Below are 16,717 nucleotides of genomic sequence, written 5' to 3' on the forward strand. Positions count from 1 at the left end.
GGGTCCGTGCGTACCAGTGGCCGTTCGCGTCGGTCTGGATGCGCCCGAAGCCGGTGAACTCCACGCCGTTGCGCCCGAGATGGCCGCCGGTGGCCGGATCGCGCCGCATGGAGCCGTCCACCTGGGGGACCGTGCCGTCGGGGGCCGGGCCCCACAGCTCCACGAGCGCGTCCGGCAGCGGCCGGCCCTCGCCGTCGAGGACGTGGCCGTGCACGGTGATCGTGTCCGGGTGGCCGAGCGGCGCGATCTCCTCGCCGCCCCGGAAGGGCAGGGCGTAGCCGTAGAAGGGGCCGACCGTGTGCGACGGGGTGGGCAGCACCTGCTCCTGGCTGCTCGTGTCGATCTTCGTCATGGCGGTCAGCGTCCTTCTTCGTTCCAGGTGGCGGCCGGGCCGTCGAGCACGATGTCCCACTGGTAGCCGAGCGAGAACTCCGGTACCGACAGGCCGTGTTCGTAGGTGGCGACCAGTCGCTGCCGGGCCGCGTCGTCCGTGACGGACTGCAGGATCGGGTCGTACGGGAAGAGCGGGTCGTTCGGGAAGTACATCTGCGTCACCAGCCGCTGGGTGAACGCCGAGCCGAAGACCGAGAAGTGGATGTGGGCGGGGCGCCAGGCGTTGACGTGGTTGCGCCACGGGTACGGGCCCGGCTGGACGGTGGTGAAGTGGTAGCGGCCCTCGGCGTCGGTGAGGGTGCGGCCGGCGCCGGTGAAGTTCGGGTCGAGCGGGGCGTCGTGCTGCTCGCGCCGGTGCGCGTAGCGGCCGGCCGAGTTGGCCTGCCAGATCTCGATCAGCTGCCCTTGGACCGGGCGTCCGGCACGGTCCAGCAGCCGCCCGGAGACGGTGATCCGCTCACCGATGGGCTCCCCGGTGTGCTGCCGGGTGAGGTCGTTGTCGATCCCGGTGATGTCGCGCTCCCCGAAGGCGGGGGAGTGCAGCTCCACCAGTTCCGGGTCCTTGGCGGTGTCGATCGCGACCAGGGGCTGCTGCGGATGGCGCAGCACGGAGGAGCGGTAGGGCGCGTAGTCGCGTCGCGGGTGGTGTTCCACGGGCGCGCCGTCGGCGACCCGCTTCCCGTACGCGGCGTGCTCCGCGGCGATCTCCAGGTCGATGTCGGCTTGGGTGGGATTCATGGGAAGTCAGTCCTAGGGGTCGGCGCTCAGCGTTCGAGGACGAGGGCGAGGCCCTGGCCCACGCCGATGCAGAGGGTGGCCACGCCGGTGCCGGATCCGCGGCGGGCGAGCTGGTGGGCGACGGTGCCGGCGAGACGGGCTCCCGAGGCGCCGAGCGGGTGGCCGAGCGCGATCGCTCCGCCCTGGGGGTTGAGGATCGTCGGGTCGAACTCGGGCCATTCGGCGAGGCAGCCGAGGACCTGGGCGGCGAAGGCCTCGTTCAGCTCCAGGACCGACAGGTCGTCGAATCCCTTGCCCGCCTTGGCCAGTGCGCGGTCGACGGCTTCGACGGGGGCCAGTCCGAAGTAGTGCGGGTCGATCGCGGACACACCGGTCGCGGAGATCCGGGCCAGGGGTTCGCGGCCGGTGGCCCGCAGGCCCTCCTCGTCGGTCAGCAGCAGGGCCGCGGCGCCGTCGTTGAGCGGGGAGGCGTTGCCCGCCGTGACGGTGCCGCCCTCGGTGCGGAACGACGGCTTCAGCTTCGCCATCGCGGCGAGCGAGGCGTCCGGCCGTACACACTCGTCGGCCGCGAACGGGACCGGCTCGCCCCTGTGCCGCGGAACGGCGACGGGCGCCGACTTCACGTCGAACAGACCCTGTCGCCGGGCCGCTGCGGCCTTCCGGTGGGAGGCCAGGGCGAACTCGTCCTGCTGCTCCCGGGTGATCCCGTGCTTGTCGGCGATCAGTTCGGCGCTCTCGCCGAGGGGGATGGTCCACTCGGGGTTCATGGCCGGGTTGACCATGCGCCAGCCGAGGGTGGTGGAGTACAGCTCCGTGTGCCCGGCCGGGAAGGGCCGGTCGCTCTTGGGCAGGACGTACGGGGCGCGGGTCATGGACTCCACGCCGCCGGCCACCGCGACGGAGGCGTCGCCGACGGCGATGGCGCGGGCGGCCTGGACGACGGCTTCGAGGCCGGAGGCGCACAGCCGGTTGACGGTGACACCGGGGACGCTGGTGGGCAGTCCGGCGAGCAGGGCGGCCATGCGGGCCACGTTGCGGTTCTCCTCGCCGGCGCCGTTGGCGTTGCCGAGGTAGACGTCCTCGATCCGCGCCGGGTCCAGCTCCGGGGTGCGGGCGAGGAGTTCGCGCAGGGCGTGGGCGGCGAGATCGTCGGGCCGGACCGCTGCCAGCCCGCCGTTGTAGCGGCCGATGGGGGTACGGACCGCGTCGACGATGTAAACGGGCTTCACAGCAGGTCCTCCGCGACGATCAGTTCAGCGTCGGTCTCGGCGACGACCTCGTCGACACTCACGCCCGGCGCGGTCTCGACGAGGACGAGCCCGTCCGGTGTGACGTCCAGGACGCCGAGGTCGGTGATGACCCGGTTCACACACGCCTTGCCCGTGAGCGGCAGCGTGCACTCCTTGAGGATCTTCGCCGAGCCGTCCTTCGCGCTGTGCGTCATCGCCACGATCACCTGCCGGGCGCCGTGCACCAGGTCCATGGCGCCGCCGATCCCGGTGATCAGCTTGCCCGGCACCGCCCAGTTCGCCAGGTCACCGCCGGCCGAGACCTGCATCGCGCCGAGCACGGCCACGTCGATGTGCCCGCCGCGGATCATCGCGAACGACAGCGCCGAGTCGAAGAAGGAGGAGCCCGGCAGAACGGTGACGGTCTCCTTGCCCGCGTTGATCAGATCCGGGTCCACCTGCTCGTCGGTGGGGTAGGGGCCGGTGCCCAGGATGCCGTTCTCCGACTCCAGCACCACCTCCACCCCCTGCGGCAGGTAGTTGGGGATCAGCGTCGGCAGGCCGATGCCGAGGTTGACGTACTGGCCGTCTCGCAGCTCGCGCGCCGCACGGGCGGCCATCTCCTGACGCGTCCAGGCCATCAGCTGCTCACCGTCCGCCGCTCGATCTTCTTGTCCGCCGCCTGCTCCGGGGTGAGCGCCACCACCCGCTGCACGAAGATGCCCGGCAGATGCACCGCGTCCGGGTCGAGGGCGCCGGGCTCGACCAGTTCCTCCACCTCGGCGATCGTGACCCGCCCGGCCATCGCGGCCAGGGGGTTGAAGTTCCGGGCGGACCTGTTGAACACCAGGTTCCCGTGCCGGTCGCCCTTCGCCGCCCGCACCAGCGCGAAGTCCGTGCGGATCCCGCGCTCCAGCACGTACTCGGTGCCGTCGAACTCCCGCACCTCCTTCGGCGGCGACGCCAGCGCCACCCCGCCCGAGCCGTCGTAGCGCCACGGCAGCCCGCCCTCGGCGACCTGCGTGCCCACCCCGGCCGGCGTGTAGAAGGCGGGGACACCGGCGCCGCCGGCCCGCAGCCGCTCCGCGAGCGTGCCCTGGGGGATCAGCTCCACCTCCAGCTCACCGGCCAGGTACTGGCGGGCGAACTCCTTGTTGGCGCCGATGTAGGAGCCGGTCACCCGCGCGATCCGCCCGGCCGCCAGCAGCACCGCGAGACCGGACTCCATCGCCCCGCAGTTGTTCGACACCACGCCCAGCCCGCCGACCCCGCGTTCGTACAGCGCCTCGATCAGCGCGTTCGGCACACCGCTCAGCCCGAACCCGCCCACCGCCAGCGACGCGCCGTCCGGCACATCGGCCACCGCCTCCAGGGCCGTGGCGACCACCTTGTCCATCCGTGAAGCCCCCATCTCTTCGCCATTAATCAGGGCACTGATTAATTCATCGAGGTGTCCCTCACGCTGCCACCGGGAGCAAGAACCGTCAAGAGATGGACCAATAGGCGACCGGAAGGAGAGACAGGCGAGTCGGGCGGCGAGTATTGTTCAGTGCACCTACGAATCGACCAGGGGAGTGCACATGGCCGCGGCGGACCTCGCCACCCATCCCGGGCATCTGGCCCGGCGGCTCCAGCAGGCGCACTACCTCCTGTGGAACACGATGGTCTCCGAGGAGACCACCTCACCGCAGTTCGCGGTCATGAACGCGCTCGTCGCCGAGCCGGGCCTGGACCAGCGGACCGTGGGGGAGCGGGTGGGCCTGGACCGGTCGACCATCGCCGAGGTCATCAGCCGGCTCGGCCGCCGTGGGCTGCTGCACAAGGTGCGCGACCCGGAGGACGGCCGGCGCTTCCAGCTCCGCCTCACCGACGAGGGCCTGCGCAGCCACCGCAAGCTGACCGTGCGCGTCGCCCGGATGAACCAGGTGTTCCTCGCCCCGCTGTCCCCCGAGGAGCAGACCGTCTTCTTCGACCTGGTCCGCCGGGTCGCGGACGCGGCCGAGGGCCTGCGCAACCCGGCCGAGCCGCCGGTCGCCCAGCAGGACTGAGGGCCCGGCCTCGGCGGGCCGCGCCGGTCACCGGGCCTGCGCGAACACCACCCACACCTGGCCGGCGGCGAAGGCCAGCGGGCTGCCGTCCGCCGCCGTGAACGCCGTACCGCCCGCCGCGGCCGGCCGCGACCAGGTGGCGTCGAAGGACCGCCCGTCGCGCAGCACCTCCGCCTTCCCGGAGCCGACCGTCTCGGTGTACGGCGTGCGGTTGCCGAGTACGTCGTGGAACCGGGAGGCGCGGATCCTGACGTACTGCACGACGACCGTCGGCGGGGCCGGCCGGGCGCCGTCGGTCGTCGCCGTGGGCGTGCCGTCCATCGCGACCAGCCAGCCGTGCCGTGCGGCGGACCAGGTGAAGGCGAAGCGGGCCGCGGGGTAGCGCACGGTGCGCGAGGTCACGGGGGTGCCGCCGGCCGGCGCCGGGCCGTAGCGGAAGCCCATGGTCAGCGCCGACCTGCCCGGCGCGGAGTGCAGCAGGGCGGAGGGGCGCAGATAGAGGTTGTGCGGTGCGGACTTCGCGGTGCCCCGGTAGTAGGCGCGGGGGACCTCGTCGGCCGACTCGGCTCGCAGCGGCGCCTTGCCGATCAGCGGCAGCAGCTTGCGCTGGGCGCCGGAGAAGGCGAGGTGGGGCCGGTCGAACTGGCGCAGCAACTCCAGATCGGACTCGCGGGCGCTGCGCACCGGTCCGACGGTCCGCGGCAGCCTGGTCGCGTACACCGCGAGCAGCCGGCTCAGGCCGCCCTCCACCTGCTCCGCGTACACCACGTCGGCCGCGTCGAGCCCGGTCTGGGGGCGGGCCGCGGCCACGTTGTCGATCTTCACGGCGAGCGGGGAGCCGGCCGCGGCGGCGGACCGCGTGGGCGCCGGGGGCCGGGTCGGCGTCGGGGTGCGGTGCGGGCCGCGGTCGTCGCCCTGGCCGTGGTGTGCGCAGCCCGCGGTGAAGGAGACCGTCAGCGCGGCGGCCAGCAGTGCCGCTCTCAGCGAGGCGCGTCGCGTGCGCGCCCTGTGTCCGGAATGCACCGTCGCCACCCCGTTCGTTTCGTCCGATTGTGCGCTCATCGGATCATCACTGGCCATACCCGGTCCCATCCGGTCGCCCGCCAGGGCCGGCCGTCCGCGTGCCCGACGCCGTGCGCCAGGGTCGGCCGTCCGCGTGTCCGACGCCGTGCGCCAGGGCCGGCCGACCGCATGTCCCGGGGGCGGCCGCCCCGCCTACCTGGGGGTTCGGCGCCCATGCGCACGGGTACCCGGGGGCCACCGCGCAAGGGACGCGCCGGGGCAGTCCGGCGCGCACGCGACCACCGGACGCGCCAGGGAATACCGGCGCGCACGCGACCAAGGGAGCGCGACCCCATGAAGGCAGTCACCTGGCAGGGCAGGCGGGACGTACGGGTCGAGAATGTGCCCGACCCACGGATCGAGCAGCCCACGGACGCCGTCATCCGCATCACGTCCACCGGACTGTGCGGCTCGGACCTGCACTTGTACGAGGTGCTCACCCCGTTCATGACCCCGGGGGACATCCTCGGCCACGAACCCATGGGCATCGTCGAGGAGGTCGGCTCGGAGGTGCCGAACCTGCGGCCCGGCGACCGGGTCGTGGTGCCGTTCCAGATCGCCTGCGGGCACTGCTTCATGTGCTCGACCGGGCTGCCCACCCAGTGCGAGACCACACAGGTCACCGGCGAGGACATGGGCGCCGCCCTGTTCGGCTACACCCGGCTGTACGGCGCCGTGCCCGGCGGCCAGGCCGAGTATCTGCGCGTGCCGCAGGCGCAGTTCGGCCCGATCAAGGTGCCCGAGGGCCCGCCGGACGACCGCTTCGTCTACCTTTCCGACGTGCTGCCCACCGCCTGGCAGGCGGTCGAGTACGCCGCCGTCCCGCCCGGCGGCACCGTGGCCGTCCTCGGCCTCGGCCCGATCGGCGACATGTCCTGCCGGATCGCCATGGCGCGCGGCGCAGAACGGGTCTTCGGCGTCGACCTGGTGCCCGAACGGCTCGCCCGGGCGAGCCGGCGGGGCGTGGAGACCTACGACCTCAGGGCCTTCGACGACGAGAAGGCGCTGATCCACGCCATCCGCGACGTGACCGGCGGCCGGGGCCCGGACGCGGTGATCGACGCCGTCGGCACCGAGGCCCACGGCAGCGCCGCCGCCAAGCTCGCCCAGACGGCCACCGGTATGCTGCCCCGCAAGATCAGCGGGCCGCTCGCCGAACACTTCAGCGTCGACCGGCTCGGCGCCCTCTACATGGCCATCCACCTCGTCCGGCGGGGCGGCACCATCTCGCTCAGCGGCGTCTACGGCGGCATGGCCGACCCGATGCCGATGCTCACCCTGTTCGACAAGCAGATCCAGCTGCGCATGGGACAGGCCAACGTCCGTCGCTGGACCGACGAGATCATGCCCTACCTGACCGAAGCGGACCCCCTGGGCGTCCAGGACTTCGCCACCCACCGGATGCCGCTCTCGGAGGCGGCGCACGCCTACGAGATGTTCCAGCACAAGCAGGACGGCGCCATCAAGATCCTCATGCAGCCGTAGGGCCCCGGACCGCCCGGCCGGGCCGCGCGGCACCCGGGACCGCCCGGCTCAGCCGCGGTCCTTCTCGCCCAGGATCTCCGCGAGGTCGTAGCGCACCGGCTCCTCCAGCTGCGCGTAGGTGCAGCTCTCGGGGGTGCGGTCGGGGCGCCAGCGGCGGAATCGGGCCGTGTGGCGGAAGCGCTGCCCGCTCTCCATGTGGTCGTAGGCGACCTCGGCCACCCGCTCCGGGCTGAGCGGCACCCACGACAGGTCCTTCTTGCCGGACCAGCGGCTGGGCGCGCCCGGCAGCCGGGCCGTCTCGTGGGCGGACTCGTCCGACCAGGCCGCCCACGGGTGCCCGGCGACGTCGTCCATCCGCAGCGGCTCCAGCTCCTCGACGAGTTCGGCCCGCCTCTTCATGGAGAAGGCGGCCGACACGCCCACGTGCTGCAGCCTGCCCGCGTCGTCGTACAGGCCCAGCAGCAGCGAGCCCACCACCGGGCCGCTCTTGTGGAGGCGGTACCCGGCCACGACGACGTCCGCCGTCCGCTCGTGCTTGATCTTGAACATGGCGCGCTCGTCCTGCAGATAGCGCAGGGTGAGCGGCTTCGCCACGACCCCGTCGAGACCGGCGCCCTCGAACTGCTCGAACCACTGCTGCGCCACGTCGAGGTCCGTCGTCGCCGGCGCCAGATGCACCGGCGGCGTCGCCCCGGCGAGGGCCCGGTCCAGCAGGGCCCGGCGCTCGGTCAGCGGCACGTCGAGCAGGGCGTGGTCGTCCAGCGCGAGCAGGTCGAAGGCGACGAAGGAGGCCGGGGTCCGCTCGGCCAGCGTCCGCACCCGGGAGGCGGCCGGGTGGATGCGCTCGGTCAGCGCGTCGAAGTCCAGCCGGCCGCCGCGCGCGATCACGATCTCCCCGTCGAGCACGCACCGCTCGGGCACCCGCTCCGCGAGCGCCGCGACCAGCTCGGGGAAGTACCTGGTGAGCGGCTTTCCGGTGCGGCTGCCCAGCTCGATCTCGGCCCCGTCCCGGAACACGATCGCGCGGAACCCGTCCCACTTCGCCTCGTAGTGCATTCCGGGCGGGATCCTCGCCACCGACTTGGCGAGCATCGGCTTCACGGGCGGCATGACGGGGAGATCCATGGGTCCGATTCTGCTCGCGCGCATCCGCCTTCGCCCGGTGTGCGAGCCGTGCGGGGTGCGCCTACGGTGGCCGCATGGGTGCTGCGGTGGAACTGGAGGTGGCCGGGCGGACCGTACGGCTGTCCAGCCCGGACAAGGTCTTCTTCCCGGAGCGGGGTTTCACCAAGCTGGACCTCGCGCGGTACTACGTCTCCGTGGGCCCCGGCATCCTGCGCGCCCTGCGCGACCGCCCCACCACCCTGGAGCGCTACCCCGACGGCATCGGCGGCGAGTGGTTCTACCAGAAGCGGGCGCCCAAGGGCATGCCCGACTGGATCCCGACCGCCCACATCACCTTCCCCAGCGGACGCAGCGCCGACGAGATGTGCCCCACCGAGCAGGCCGCCGTGGTGTGGGCCGCCCAGTACGGCACCCTCACCTTCCATCCCTGGCCGGTGCGCGCCACTGACGTCGAGCACCCCGACGAACTCCGCATCGATCTCGACCCGCAGCCCGGCACCGACTACGCCGACGCCGTCCGCGCCGCCCATGAACTGCGCGCCGTGCTGGAGGAGTTCGGCGGGCTGCGCGGCTGGCCGAAGACCTCCGGAGGCCGTGGCCTGCACGTCTTCGTGCCCATCGAGCCGCGCTGGACCTTCACCCAGGTGCGCCGCGCCGCGATCGCCGTGGGCCGGGAGATGGAACGGCGGATGCCCGAGCAGGTCACCATCAAGTGGTGGAAGGAGGAGCGCGGCGAGCGCATCTTCGTGGACTACAACCAGACCGCCCGCGACCGCACCATCGCCTCCGCCTACTCCGTACGGCCCCGCCCGTACGCCCCCGTCTCCGCGCCGCTGCGCTGGGAGGAGGTCGGCGTCGCCCATCCCCGGGACTTCGACCTCGCCACCATGCCGGCCCGGTTCGCCGAACTCGGCGACGTGCACGCCGACATGGACGACCACGCGTACTCCCTGGAGGCACTGCTGGAGCTGGCCCGCCGGGACGAGCACGACCACGGCCTCGGCGACCTGCCGTACCCGCCGGAGTACCCGAAGATGCCGGGCGAACCGAAACGCGTCCAGCCGAGCCGGGCCCGCCACGAGCCGACGTCCTAGTCCCGGCGCTTACCCGCGAGCAGCCGGCCGCGACGGTCCCCGTGCGCGATCATGCCGGGGTGACCCGGGCACCGACCCGAAGTGATCCGGAGGCCGCCGGTTCGGTGCCCCGGCCGCCCGGCGCGTGTCAGAGGCCGTGCGGCGAACCCCGGTTCAGGCACCCGCGGTGTGCTCACCCCGCGGTTATCCTGATCGGCAGCCCGCTGATGAGGAGTTCCGCAGTGACCGAGGCAGTGTCGCGTCCCACGTTGGAGGCCGTGGCCGCGCGTGCCGGGGTGTCCCGGGCCACCGTGTCCCGGGTGGTCAACGGCGGGGACGGCGTCCGGGAGCCCCTGGCCGAACGGGTGCGGCGGGCCGTGGAGGAACTGGGCTACGTCCCCAACCAGGCGGCACGCAGCCTCGTCACCAAGCGGCACGACGCCGTCGCGGTCGTCATCGCCGAACCCGAGACCCGCGTCTTCACCGACCCCTTCTTCGCCCTGCAACTGCGCGGCATCAGCAAGGAACTGACAGCCCACGACAACCAGTTGGTACTGCTGCTCACCGAGGGCCGGGACGACCACGCGCGCGTGGCCCGGTATCTCGCCGGCGGCCATGTCGACGGCGCGCTCGTCTTCTCCCTGCACCTCGACGACCCGCTGCCCGGGCTGATCCACGACGCCGGTGTGCCCACCGTGTTCGGCGGGCGGCCCGGCTGGCGCGAGGGCACCGGCACCGCGGTGTACGTGGACAGCGACAACCGGGGCGGGGCCCGGGCGGCCGTGCGCCATCTCGCCGGACTCGGCAGAACGCGCATCGCGCACATCACCGGCGCCCTGGACCAGACCTCGGCCGTGGACCGGCTCGACGGCTACCGGGACGTCGTCGGCGACGGCGACCCCGGGCTGGTGGTGGAGAGCGACTTCACTCCGGCCGGCGGCGAGCACGCCATGCGGGAGCTCCTCGGCCGCTTCCCGGACGTGGACGCCGTGTTCGCCGCCAACGACCTCACGGCCCTCGGCGCGCTGCGCGTCCTGCGGGAGACCGGCCGCCGGGTACCCGAGGACGTGGCCGTGATCGGCTTCGACGACATGCTGCCGCTGGCCGAGCAGGCCGACCCGCCGCTGACCACGGTCCGTCAGGACATCGAGGAGATGGGCCGGCTGATGGCCCGCCTGCTGCTGGGCGGCGCGCCCGCCGGTGGCCGTGCCGAGCGGGCGGCGGACACGCCGTCGTCCGGCGTGGTCCTGCCGACCACGCTGATACGACGCGCGTCCGCCTAGCTCGGCCCGTCGCGGCTCAGCCCTGCGGCGACTCGCTCGTGATCACCGCGAAGCGGGCGCCGTACGGGTCGGCGAGCTTGGCCATCCGGCCCACGCCCTCCGCCGTCGTCGGCGGCATCCGCACCATCCCGCCGAGCCGCTGTGCCTGGGCGACCACGGCGTCGGTGTCCGCCACCTCGAAGTACGGCAGCCAGTACGGCCGGCTCCCCACCTCGTCGGGGTCGTCGGCCAGCGGCACGATCCCGCCGAACATCGAGTCGTCCCCGGCACCGCCCGGGTTGACGCAGGTGTACGTCCCGCCGGGGAAGGGCACCGCCGAGGTCTCCAGGCCGAGCACCCGGTGGTAGAAGGCGGCCGCCGCCGCGATGTCCGGCGTGTACAGCTCGACCCAGCACAGCGAGCCCGGCTCGCTCGCCACGTCCACGCCCTTGGTCAGGCCCGGCTGCCAGATGCCGAACGGCGCGCCCGCCTGGTCGGCGAGGACCGCCATGTGCCCCTGGCCCATCACGTCGAGGGGCTGGAACAGCACACCGCCGTGGGCCTGTTCGGCCGTCTTGGCGGTGGCCTGCGCGTCCTCGCTCTGGAAGTACACCGTCCAGGCCGGCGGGCCCTGCTCGGGACCGATCTGCATACCGCCGGCGACGGTCCTGCCGTCCAGCTGGAAGAAGCCGTAGCCGCCGGCGTCCGGCCCCGCCGACTGGAACTGCCAGCCGAAGAGGCCGCCGTAGAAGGAGAGGGCGCCGTCGATGTCGGGAGTGCCGATGTCGAGCCAGTTCGGGGCGCCGTTGACGAAACGGGTGGTGAGCATGTGTCGCCCTCCTCGAAGGGGGTCCCGTCCTCTGCACTGCCGAGTCTGGCACCGCCCACTGACAATCGCCGCCGAAGGCGCGGGACGCGCCGGACCGACATCGGGCATCACCCTGGGTGACGGCGCGCGTTCACCCGGTTTTCGGTCCTTCCGCGCGCGCCGCCGTGCGCGGGCGTGGTCCCTGGGAGCATCATCGACGCGGCCGGAGGCCACGGCCGCGACGTTGAGCGCGCGTTGATCGAACGTTTTTCGACGCGCGGCACGATCCTGGCCATGCACTTCGAAACGATCACCCCGGCCGACGACACCTGGCAGGCGCAGGCCCTGTGCGCGCAGACCGGGCCGGACTTCTTCTTCCCCGAGCCGGGCAGCTCGGTGCGCGAGGCGAAGCGCATCTGCGGGATGTGCGAGCTGCGCTCGGCCTGCCTGGACTACGCGCTGGCCAACGACGAGCGCTTCGGCGTCTGGGGCGGCCTGTCCGAGAAGGAACGCCTCGCCCTCAGGCGCACCTCCGGCTGATCGGGCCGCCCCCAGAACTCGGCGCGCATGCCCCGCGCCGCTCTGCCCGCCTCCGTACCGCTCGGCGCGCCCGGCCGGCCCGGGGCGCCAACGGCGTCATCCGGCGGCGCGTGCCGCCATCCGGGCCTTGCGGGCGGCCAGCTTCTCGTCGAACTTCGAGGCCTCCGCGTCCAGCCCGCCCATGAACAGAGCGAGTTCCTCCTGCGCCTGACGGCCCTCGGGGCCGAGGCCGTCGATGTCCAGGACCTTCAGGAAGCGCAGCACCGGCTGCAGCACGTCGTCGTGGTGGATGCGCAGGTTGTAGACCTCGCCGATCGCCATCTGCGCGGCGGCCCGCTCGAAGCCGGGGATGCCGTGCCCGGGCATCCGGAAGTTCACGACCACGTCCCGCACGGCCTGCATCGTCAGGTCGGGGGCGAGTTCGAAGGCCGACCTCACCAGGTTGCGGTAGAAGACCATGTGCAGGTTCTCGTCGGTCGCGATGCGCGCGAGCATGCGGTCGCACACCGGGTCGCCGGACTGGTGGCCGGTGTTGCGGTGCGAGATCCGGGTGGCCAGCTCCTGGAAGGCGACATAGGCGATCGAGTGCAGCATCGAGTGCCGGTTGTCGGACTCGAAGCCCTCGCTCATGTGCGCCATGCGGAACTGCTCCAGCTTGTCCGGGTCCACCGCGCGCGAGGTGAGCAGGTAGTCCCGCATGACGATGCCGTGCCGGCCCTCCTCCGCCGTCCAGCGGTGAACCCAGGTGCCCCAGGCGCCGTCGCGGCCGAAGAGCGAGGCGATCTCGTGGTGGTAGCTCGGCAGGTTGTCCTCGGTCAGCAGGTTGACCACGAGGGCCGTGCGGCCGATCTCCGTCACCTTGGACTGGTCCTTGCCCCAGGCCTCGCCGTCCTCGAACACGCCCGGGAAGTTGCGTCCGTCGCTCCAGGGCACGTACTCGTGCGGCATCCAGTCCTTGGCGACCTTCAGATGGCGGTTCAGCTCCTTCTCGACGACTTCCTCCAGTGCGTACAGCAGTCGCGCGTCGGTCCAGACGGACGGGCTGCCGAGGTGAGGGGAGGTGATCGTCACGGGAACTCCAGGGGGACGCCGAACCGAGGGGGAGAATGAGAAGGGGTGTACCGGCGAGCGGTGCCGGAACCTACGTGATCGTAGGCTACGAAGCCGTAGGTTACGAAGCCGTAGGTTAAGGCTGTCGTAAAGATCGCTGATCAGCCCCCGCCCGGCGCGGCGTTGAGGGTGTGCCGAAGCAGCCCCGGGACCCGCAGGTCCCGGGGCTGTCCGGGGGAGGGGATCACCCCCTCAGGTGTACAACTCCCGCATGCGCACCGAGAGGCAGGTCACACAGCCCTCGAGCTTCTCGAACTCGCTGATGTCCACCGTGACCACCTCGTGGCCGAGGTCGGTCAGCAGCTCCGCCGTCTTCGGGGCGCTCGCCGACATCAGCAGCTTGTGGCCGCCGAGCAGCACCACGTGCGAGCCGGACTCCTCCGGCACCGACAGGAAACCCGGGAACAGCGAGGGCCGGTCCACCTTGGGGATGTGCCCGATGACCGTGCCGTCCGGCAGCGCGGTCACGGCCGACTTCAGATGCAGCACCTTGCTCACCGGCACGGCCACCACCCGGGCGCCCAGCGGCTCGAAGGCGGCCCGCAACTGCTGCACACCGGCCGCGTTGGTCCGCCCGCCCCGGCCGACGAAGACCGTCTCGCCGACCTTCAGCACGTCACCGCCGTCCAGCGTGCCCGGCTCCCAGATCCAGTTCACCGAGCAGCCGAGACGGGCCACCGCCTCCTCGACACCGGCCGTCTCGGTGCGCCGGGACTCGGCGCCGGGCCGGGTGATCAACGCCACGTTCCGGTACATCACGACGGTGTCCTCGACGAACACCGAGTCCGGGCAGTCCTCGGCCGGTTCGACCTCGATCGTCTCCCAGCCGTGGGTGCGCAGCGCCTCGACATAGGCCTCCCACTGCTCTTCGGCGAGCCCGACGTCGACCTTCTCCCGCTCGACGTGCGTCACCAGGCCTTCGGCGAGGCGCGGGCTGGGGCGGCGGACCAGGGCCTTCTTGCTGGGCACGAGCGGCCTTTCGAATCGGTGGTGCGGTGTGCGGCGCCGGTGATGCGGTACCGGTCCGCCATCATGCAGTCCACGACGGCCCGGACAAAACCCTCGTTGTCAGGCTGTGGCCCTCCTGAGATCCGCCGACGCTAGGCGGGATGCCCGAGTTCCTCCGGTGTGGTCTCCCTCAGCTCTCCCTTCTCCATCAGCAGCCAGCGGGTGATGCCGAGCGACTCGAGGAACGGCAGGTCGTGGCTGGCCACCAGCAGCGCGCCCTCGTACGACTCCAGGGCCGAGGTCAGCTGCCGCACACTCGCCATGTCGAGGTTGTTGGTCGGCTCGTCGAGCAGCAGCAGCTGGGGCGCCGGTTCGGCGAGCATCAGCGCCGCCAGAGCGGCCCGGAAGCGCTCGCCGCCGGACAGCGTGGCCGCCTTCTGGTCGGCCCGCGCGCCCCGGAACAGGAAGCGGGCGAGACGCGCCCGGACCCGGTTGTTGGTGGCGCCCGGCGCGAACCGGGCCACGTTCTCCACCACCGTCAGTTCGTCGTCCAGCACGTCCAGCCGCTGGGGCAGGAACCGCAGCGGGACGTGCGTCAGCACCTCGCCCGCCACCGGCGCCAGCTCCCCGGCGACCGTCCGCAGCAGCGTCGTCTTGCCGGCGCCGTTGCGGCCGACCAGCGCGATCCGCTCGGGACCGCGCAGATCGAGAACGCCCGCCACGCGCGCGTGGTAGGCCATTTCCAGGTTCTGCAGGGTGAGCACCTGCCGGCCGGGCGGTACGGCGGTGTACGGCAGCTCGACACGGATCTCGTCGTCGTCCCGTACGGCCTCCACCGCCTCGTCCAGACGGTCCCTGGCCTCGGCGAGCCGTTCCTCGTGCATGATGCGGTGCTTGCCCGCCGACTCCTGGGCGGCCCGTTTGCGCGCGCCCATGACGATCTTCGGTTCGCGCTTGGACTCGAACATCTTCTGCCCGTACCGCTTGCGGCGGGCCAGCTTGACCTGGGCGTCGGCCAGTTCGCGCTTCTGCTTGCGCACATCGGCCTCGGCGACGCGCAGCATTCGCTCGGCCGCCTCCTGTTCCACGGCGAGGGCCTCCTCGTAGGCCGAGAAGTTGCCCCCGTACCAGGTGACCTCGCCGGAGCGCAGGTCCGCGATCTGGTCGACCAGGTCGAGCAGTTCCCGGTCGTGGCTGACCAGGACGAGCACGCCCGGCCAGGCCGCGACGGCCTGGTGGAGCCGCCGGCGCGCGTACAGGTCGAGGTTGTTGGTGGGCTCGTCGAGCAGCAGCGCGTCCGGGCGGCGCAGCAGCAGCGCGGCCAGCCGCAGCAGCACCGACCCGCCGCCGGACACCTCGCCGACGGTGCGGTCCAGGCCGATGTGGCCGAGCCCGAGTTCGCCGAGCGTGACGAGGGCGCGCTCCTCGACGTCCCAGTCGTCGCCGAGGGTCTCGAAGTGCCGCTCGGCGACGTCGCCGGCCTCGATGGCGTGCAGCGCTTCCCGCCGTTCGGCGATGCCGAGGGCCTGGTCGACGCGGAGCGCGGTGTCGAGGGTGACGTTCTGCGGCAGGTAGCCGATCTCGCCGGCGACCCTGACCGTGCCGTCGGCCGGGGTGAGCTCGCCGGCCAGCAGTCTCAACAGGGTCGACTTCCCTGATCCGTTGACACCGACGAGCCCGGTCCTGCCGGGTCCGAAGGCGATGTCGAGCCCGTCGAACACGGCGGTGCCGTCGGGCCAGGCGAAGGAGAGGGACGTGCAGGTGAGTGAGGATGACATGGAGGCCTCGCGATGGGGTGGGTGCGGTCGGGCGGGCGCGTGTCGAGACACCGCGAGGCGAGGACCGAAGGACCTGGGGCACCAGGAGGCCATGAGAAAAGGCCCTGTGCCAGAGGACGGCTCGAACGCCGAGGTCGTACGCCACGGACACACCTGACCGGTGTGACGCGGTGTCTCAGAACCTCAGACGAGCAACGTCCTTCTCCAATCGACGGCAACAGAACCGTCGTACAACGTAGGAGGAGGCCCGGCGGCTGTCAACGCGATTGAATCGCCGCCGACGGTGACGTCGGATTTACGCCGGCGTTCGCGGCGCACCGGCTGCTTGGCTTGGCTCCATGACGCCTCACCCCCGGCTCCGCGATGCCGCTCTCGCCTTCCGCGCCCTGCACGTCCCGGGCCGGCCGCTGGTCCTGCCGAACGCCTGGGACGCGGTCAGCGCCGCCGTCGTCGAGGAGGCCGGCGCCGCGGCCGTCGCGACCACCAGCGCCGGGCTCGCCTGGGCGCTCGGCGCGGCCGACGGGGACCGTCTCGACCGGGACCGTGCACTGGACGCCGTCGCCCGGATCACCGCCGCCGTGCGGGTCCCGGTCAGCGCCGACATCGAGGGCGGTTACGCCGAGGACCCGGCAGGGGTCGCCGGCACCGTCCGGGCCGTGCTCGCCGCGGGCGCGGTCGGCGTCAACATCGAGGACGCCCGCCACACGGCGGACGGCGCGCCGCTCAGGCCCGTCGCCGAGCAGGCCGAGCGCGTCGCCGCCGCCCGCGCGGCCGCCGACGCGGCGGGCGTGCCGCTGTTCGTCAACGCGCGCATCGACACGTTCCTGCGCGGGGCCGGGGGAGTGGACCTCACCCTGGAGCGGGCCGCGGCCTTCCGCGCCGCGGGCGCCGACGGCGTCTTCGTCCCCGGCGCCGTCGACCCGGGGACGATCAAGGAGCTGGTCGCGGGCATCGACGGCCCGCTCAACGTGATGGTGGCCCCCGGCGCGCCGTCCGTCGCCGAGCTGGCCGCGCTCGGCGTCGCCCGGATCAGCGCGGGCTCCGGACTCGCCCAGGCGGCCCACGCCCTGGTCCGCCGCGCCGCGCGGGAGCTGCTCGGGGCGGGAACGTACGGGGCC

17 protein-coding genes are annotated in these 16,717 nt (G+C 72.6%); 6 read left to right on the top strand and 11 right to left on the bottom strand.

The window, feature by feature from the left end; all coding sequences use genetic code 11:
- From ACWEN3_RS23130 to ACWEN3_RS23150, 5 genes are all read right to left on the bottom strand, one after another.
- Positions 1 to 352 (bottom strand): dioxygenase family protein (locus ACWEN3_RS23130; protein WP_452974117.1); only part of this gene is annotated, 352 nt, incomplete at its 3' end.
- Positions 353 to 357: 5 nt separating this feature from the next.
- Positions 358 to 1,131 carry a protocatechuate 3,4-dioxygenase subunit beta gene (gene pcaH, locus ACWEN3_RS23135; protein ID WP_452974119.1) on the bottom strand — a complete coding sequence of 258 codons (774 nt, stop codon included), beginning with the start codon at positions 1,129 to 1,131 and terminating at the stop codon, positions 358 to 360.
- 26 nt (positions 1,132 to 1,157) lie between these two features.
- Positions 1,158 to 2,360: a thiolase family protein gene (locus ACWEN3_RS23140; protein WP_452974121.1), complete on the bottom strand. Its 1,203-nt coding sequence runs from the start codon at positions 2,358 to 2,360 to the stop codon at positions 1,158 to 1,160.
- Positions 2,357 to 3,001: a CoA transferase subunit B gene (locus ACWEN3_RS23145; protein ID WP_452974123.1), complete on the bottom strand. Its 645-nt coding sequence runs from the start codon at positions 2,999 to 3,001 to the stop codon at positions 2,357 to 2,359. The genes ACWEN3_RS23140 and ACWEN3_RS23145 overlap by 4 nt, the downstream gene beginning before the upstream one ends.
- Positions 3,001 to 3,756 (bottom strand): CoA transferase subunit A, encoded by a 756-nt coding sequence (locus ACWEN3_RS23150; RefSeq protein ID WP_452974126.1) that lies wholly within the window; start codon positions 3,754 to 3,756, stop codon positions 3,001 to 3,003. Before ACWEN3_RS23150 ends, ACWEN3_RS23145 begins: the two co-directional genes overlap by 1 nt.
- A gap of 184 nt (positions 3,757 to 3,940) precedes the next feature.
- Here ACWEN3_RS23150 and ACWEN3_RS23155 point away from each other — a divergent pair, with 184 nt between their 5' ends.
- Positions 3,941 to 4,408 (top strand): MarR family winged helix-turn-helix transcriptional regulator, encoded by a 468-nt coding sequence (locus ACWEN3_RS23155; RefSeq protein WP_452974129.1) that lies wholly within the window; start codon positions 3,941 to 3,943, stop codon positions 4,406 to 4,408.
- A 27-nt stretch (positions 4,409 to 4,435) separates the two neighbouring features.
- Here ACWEN3_RS23155 and ACWEN3_RS23160 read toward each other — a convergent pair whose 3' ends face one another.
- Positions 4,436 to 5,470: a DUF3048 domain-containing protein gene (locus ACWEN3_RS23160; protein WP_452974131.1), complete on the bottom strand. Its 1,035-nt coding sequence runs from the start codon at positions 5,468 to 5,470 to the stop codon at positions 4,436 to 4,438.
- 294 nt (positions 5,471 to 5,764) lie between these two features.
- Between ACWEN3_RS23160 and ACWEN3_RS23165 the strand changes: the two genes are divergently transcribed.
- Positions 5,765 to 6,955, top strand: coding sequence for a zinc-dependent alcohol dehydrogenase (locus ACWEN3_RS23165; RefSeq protein WP_452974134.1), 1,191 nt, complete (start codon positions 5,765 to 5,767; stop codon positions 6,953 to 6,955).
- Between the two features lie 48 nt (positions 6,956 to 7,003).
- Here the strand turns inward: ACWEN3_RS23165 and ACWEN3_RS23170 are convergent, their stop codons facing one another.
- Positions 7,004 to 8,080 carry an ATP-dependent DNA ligase gene (locus ACWEN3_RS23170; RefSeq protein WP_452974136.1) on the bottom strand — a complete coding sequence of 359 codons (1,077 nt, stop codon included), beginning with the start codon at positions 8,078 to 8,080 and terminating at the stop codon, positions 7,004 to 7,006.
- Positions 8,081 to 8,154: 74 nt separating this feature from the next.
- Between ACWEN3_RS23170 and ligD the strand changes: the two genes are divergently transcribed.
- Positions 8,155 to 9,174, top strand: coding sequence for a non-homologous end-joining DNA ligase (ligD, locus tag ACWEN3_RS23175; RefSeq protein ID WP_452974139.1), 1,020 nt, complete (start codon positions 8,155 to 8,157; stop codon positions 9,172 to 9,174).
- A gap of 221 nt (positions 9,175 to 9,395) precedes the next feature.
- Complete coding sequence (locus ACWEN3_RS23180) at positions 9,396 to 10,436, top strand: LacI family DNA-binding transcriptional regulator (protein ID WP_452974142.1); 1,041 nt, start codon at positions 9,396 to 9,398, stop codon at positions 10,434 to 10,436.
- A 16-nt stretch (positions 10,437 to 10,452) separates the two neighbouring features.
- Here the strand turns inward: ACWEN3_RS23180 and ACWEN3_RS23185 are convergent, their stop codons facing one another.
- Complete coding sequence (locus ACWEN3_RS23185) at positions 10,453 to 11,244, bottom strand: VOC family protein (protein ID WP_452974145.1); 792 nt, start codon at positions 11,242 to 11,244, stop codon at positions 10,453 to 10,455.
- 273 nt (positions 11,245 to 11,517) lie between these two features.
- Here ACWEN3_RS23185 and ACWEN3_RS23190 point away from each other — a divergent pair, with 273 nt between their 5' ends.
- On the top strand, positions 11,518 to 11,763 hold the full coding sequence (locus tag ACWEN3_RS23190; protein ID WP_452974148.1) for a WhiB family transcriptional regulator: 246 nt from the start codon (positions 11,518 to 11,520) through the stop codon (positions 11,761 to 11,763).
- A 96-nt stretch (positions 11,764 to 11,859) separates the two neighbouring features.
- Here ACWEN3_RS23190 and ACWEN3_RS23195 read toward each other — a convergent pair whose 3' ends face one another.
- The 3 genes from ACWEN3_RS23195 to ACWEN3_RS23205 form a co-directional block, all read right to left on the bottom strand.
- Complete coding sequence (locus ACWEN3_RS23195; protein ID WP_452974150.1) at positions 11,860 to 12,834, bottom strand: acyl-ACP desaturase; 975 nt, start codon at positions 12,832 to 12,834, stop codon at positions 11,860 to 11,862.
- 231 nt (positions 12,835 to 13,065) lie between these two features.
- The gene (gene ddaH, locus ACWEN3_RS23200; protein ID WP_452974152.1) at positions 13,066 to 13,842 is read right to left on the bottom strand and encodes a dimethylargininase; all 777 of its coding nucleotides are present in this window, start codon (positions 13,840 to 13,842) and stop codon (positions 13,066 to 13,068) included.
- A gap of 131 nt (positions 13,843 to 13,973) precedes the next feature.
- The gene (locus tag ACWEN3_RS23205) at positions 13,974 to 15,599 is read right to left on the bottom strand and encodes an ABC-F family ATP-binding cassette domain-containing protein (RefSeq protein ID WP_452974154.1); all 1,626 of its coding nucleotides are present in this window, start codon (positions 15,597 to 15,599) and stop codon (positions 13,974 to 13,976) included.
- A 338-nt stretch (positions 15,600 to 15,937) separates the two neighbouring features.
- Between ACWEN3_RS23205 and ACWEN3_RS23210 the strand changes: the two genes are divergently transcribed.
- Positions 15,938 to 16,717 (top strand): isocitrate lyase/PEP mutase family protein (locus tag ACWEN3_RS23210; protein ID WP_452974157.1); only part of this gene is annotated, 780 nt, incomplete at its 3' end.

This window comes from Streptomyces sp. NPDC004561, assembly GCF_053602155.1.